Genomic DNA, 3,181 nt, shown 5'->3' with positions numbered 1-3,181 from the left:
ATATGGAACGAGCACAGGTTCGTTTCGGCGGATTGGTGCTGCTGCCTGAGGTTTTCCCACCGATTGGCGTGTCGCTGATCTTCAAGGTATAACTCCGTGAGTTAAGGTGCTGCCTCGATAATTTAGGTGTGAGGAAGGTGGGCCGGTGGGCGACGGGCGGCTGCGGGTGATCACGGGCGAGGTCGCACCGGTCGTCGAGCAGTGGGATCCGCAGCGGTTTCAGGCTGAATGCGTGGAGGCGTTCGTGGCGTCGTGGACCGCTCGGGGGTTCGCCGAGTCGACGATCGCCAATGACGTCGGTGTGCTGGAACGGATGCTGGCGGCGCTGGGTCGGCCGGTGTGGGAGGTGACCGCCGCCGATGTCGACCGGGTGGTGGGTGAGCTGGCCAGCTCGGGTCGAGCGGTATCGACGCGGCGGAATTACCTGCAGGTGTTTAGGGGCTTTCACCGGTTCCTGGAGGTCCGCAAGGCCGCCGAGATCGAGGCGGCGTTCGGGGTGCGGCTGGCCTGTCCGTTGGACGAATTCAACGCCGCCCGCCATGTCAGCGACGACTCGCCGACCGCGCAGGCGCCGCCGGCGCCCGAGCGGGTGGCCGCGTTCTTTGAGTTTCTCAAGGGTCGGATCGCGACCGCCCGCAAGTATGCGCCGGCCGCTCGGGATTACGCGCTGTTTCGCACGCTGTATCACGCAGGGCTGCGTTCGGAGGAGGTGGTGATGCTCGACCGCGCGGATGTGCACTTTCCGCGTGGCCCGTTCGGTAAGCTGCACGTGCGGTTCGGCAAGGGCGCCAAGGGATCCGGACCGCGACCGCGCTGGGTGCCGATGCTCGACGGGCTGGATCTGGTGTTGCGTTGGTATCTCGATGATGTCCGCGGCCGGTTTCCCGATTCGCCGGTGTTGCTCTGTGACGAGTCCGGTGGCCGGATGGCCGCGGCCACGATCCGCAACCGGTTGCGGCACTTGATGAGTGTGGAAGGGCGTCCAGATGCGGACTGGTTCAGCCCGCACGGGATGCGCCGGGCCTGTGCGACTCACAACTATGAGCGCGGAGTGGATCTGGTGGCCATCCAACAACTTTTAGGACACTGGACGGTCGCCTCGACCATGCGGTACGTGCGCCCATCGGAAACCTTCATCGAAGACGCCTACCAGCGCGCGATCTCGGCGACGCTGGGCGAGCTGACCGGACAGGAGTGAGCATGCAGATCACGTGGAAGCTGCGGATGGCCGCCGCTCAACGGGAGGTCTGGACCGGCGCGCAGTTGAGGCGGCTGCTGGCCGAGAGAGCGGGATTGGAGCTGTCGTCGGCGTCGGTGTCGGCGTTGTTCACCAAGCAACCCAACCAGATCAAGCTGTCCACCCTGATCGCGTTGTGCACTGCCCTGGAGTGCACACCCGGCGATCTGTTCGACGTCGACACCACCCCAGTCGCACAACCGATTTCGCCGAACTCGCCACAGGTCGCCGTCAATGACTCAGCGCCGTCGCGGCGGGGCCGGTCGATGCCGCCGATCTGACGATGACGCGCCGTATTCGGGACTGCCAACGCTGTGGCCGCGCGGTCGGCAAACCCGAGCGTGACGTGTGTGCTCGCTGCCATTGGGCTCGCACCCATGCCCCAGTCAAACAGCCCTGTCCGCGTTGTGGGGTCCAACGGGTCTTACGATCACACAGCGGCCGTTGCGTGCGCTGCTCACGCGTGTGCCGAGTCTGCGGTGCGCCGGTGCTGTTCGTCGACCGCGACGTCTGCGCAAGATGTGCTCGGCGGGACCGTCGCGACGCGGACCGAGTCGAATGCCCACGCTGCGGAAAACGCAGGGTCCTGCGGCCAACGACCGGCTGGTGCGGATCGTGCTCACATCCTGGTCGGCCACCGAATCCGGACGCGGCGTGCGTCGACTGCGGCCAGGTGACCCGATTGGCCGGCGCCGGGCGGTGCCGGTCTTGCTGGGCACGCTCGCCGCACCGGCTCGTGGTGCGCGCGGCCAACGTTGCTGCGGCTCTGGATCACCCGCCTGATTGGATGGGTGGCTTCGGTGCTTACCTCGTCGGGCGGCACCATCCCAGCCGCGCCTGCGCCATGCTCACCAGACTTGCAAAGCGGTTGGCGGACATTGGTGCTCCCGTGCATCCGCAGACACTGCTGGAATCGATCGACGCCGACGTGCCCCTGACGCGTGCCCTGGAAGACTTCCTGACCGCCAACAAGCTGGCACTGCCGCCGGACCGGGAAGAACGTCGCGCCGCAGCGCGTCGACAGTCGCGGATCAACGCTGTGCCCGCACCGCTGCAGCCGGTGGTTACCGGCTTCGCTGCTTACCTCGTCTCTGGGCGCGATCGCGCCCGCCGCACCGGCACTCACCCGCGCGGGCACGCCACGCTTGAGGCCCGGCTGGGCGCGGTGCGCGACTTCGCGCAGTTCCTGACCAGCCACCGCGGCAAGACCGACTGGTCCACTGTCGAGGTCGGCGACGTCGAAGCGTTCTTGCACGCCCATCCCAGCCGCCGCACTTACTACCTGGTCGGGTTGCGTCAGTTCTGCCGCTATGCGGTCCGCCGCCGGGTAATGCTCATCGACCCCACGGCCGGGCTGAACGCGCCGCAGACCATGGCGTTTCGCGGGCCCACCCTGCCTACCGACCGGCAACGCGAACTGTTCCGGCGATGGAGCACCGACCCCGAGGTGCACCCGCACGAGGCGTTCGTCGGACTGGCCGCCCTGCTGCACGGCGCCACCACCCAAGAACTGCAGCATCTCACCGACGCCGACATCGATCACGATTCTCACCGCATCCGGTTGGGTCGTCGACCACACCCGACGCCGCTGGACCCGTGGACATGGACCGCGCTGCAACGCTGCATCAGCCACCGTGACACGGTGGGCAGCAACAACTCCCACTTGTTGATCACCTTGCAAACCAAGGCCACCCGCGCTGCGCCGTCCGACGGCTACGTCAAGAACACGTTGCGTGCGGTCGGTATCCAACCCCGCATCCTGCGCTCCACCCGGCTGGTCGACCTCGTCGGCACGGTCGACGCCAAACTCGTCGCCGCCGCTTACGGCATGCGCAACGAGGCCGTCGCCGCCTACCTCGCCGATCACGTCGACGCCACACGGCTGCCCAACCCGTGACACTTCAGGCGCCACCTCGCACACCTTCGCGCGAACCCGTGCGCTTT

3 protein-coding genes are annotated in these 3,181 nt (G+C 67.1%); all 3 read left to right on the top strand.

Annotation, left to right across the window (positions count from 1 at the left end):
* Positions 1 to 145: 145 nt before the first annotated feature.
* The 3 genes from HMPREF0591_RS29485 to HMPREF0591_RS34280 all read left to right on the top strand — a co-directional run bounded on the left by HMPREF0591_RS29485 (position 146) and on the right by HMPREF0591_RS34280 (position 3,134).
* Positions 146 to 1,198, top strand: a complete 1,053-nt coding sequence (locus tag HMPREF0591_RS29485; RefSeq protein WP_007172533.1) for a tyrosine-type recombinase/integrase — start codon at positions 146 to 148, stop codon at positions 1,196 to 1,198.
* A 2-nt stretch (positions 1,199 to 1,200) separates the two neighbouring features.
* Entirely contained in the window at positions 1,201 to 1,518 is a 318-nt protein-coding gene (locus tag HMPREF0591_RS29480; RefSeq protein ID WP_007172532.1) for a helix-turn-helix domain-containing protein, read from the top strand.
* A gap of 608 nt (positions 1,519 to 2,126) precedes the next feature.
* On the top strand, positions 2,127 to 3,134 hold the full coding sequence (locus tag HMPREF0591_RS34280; protein WP_225325906.1) for an integrase: 1,008 nt from the start codon (positions 2,127 to 2,129) through the stop codon (positions 3,132 to 3,134).
* Positions 3,135 to 3,181: the final 47 nt, after the last annotated feature.

It is taken from the genome of Mycobacterium parascrofulaceum ATCC BAA-614 (assembly GCF_000164135.1).
In the GTDB taxonomy this organism is placed as follows: domain Bacteria; phylum Actinomycetota; class Actinomycetes; order Mycobacteriales; family Mycobacteriaceae; genus Mycobacterium; species Mycobacterium parascrofulaceum.
Note: the sequence above shows the minus strand (reverse complement) of the source record. Positions and strands in the feature narration are given on the sequence as shown.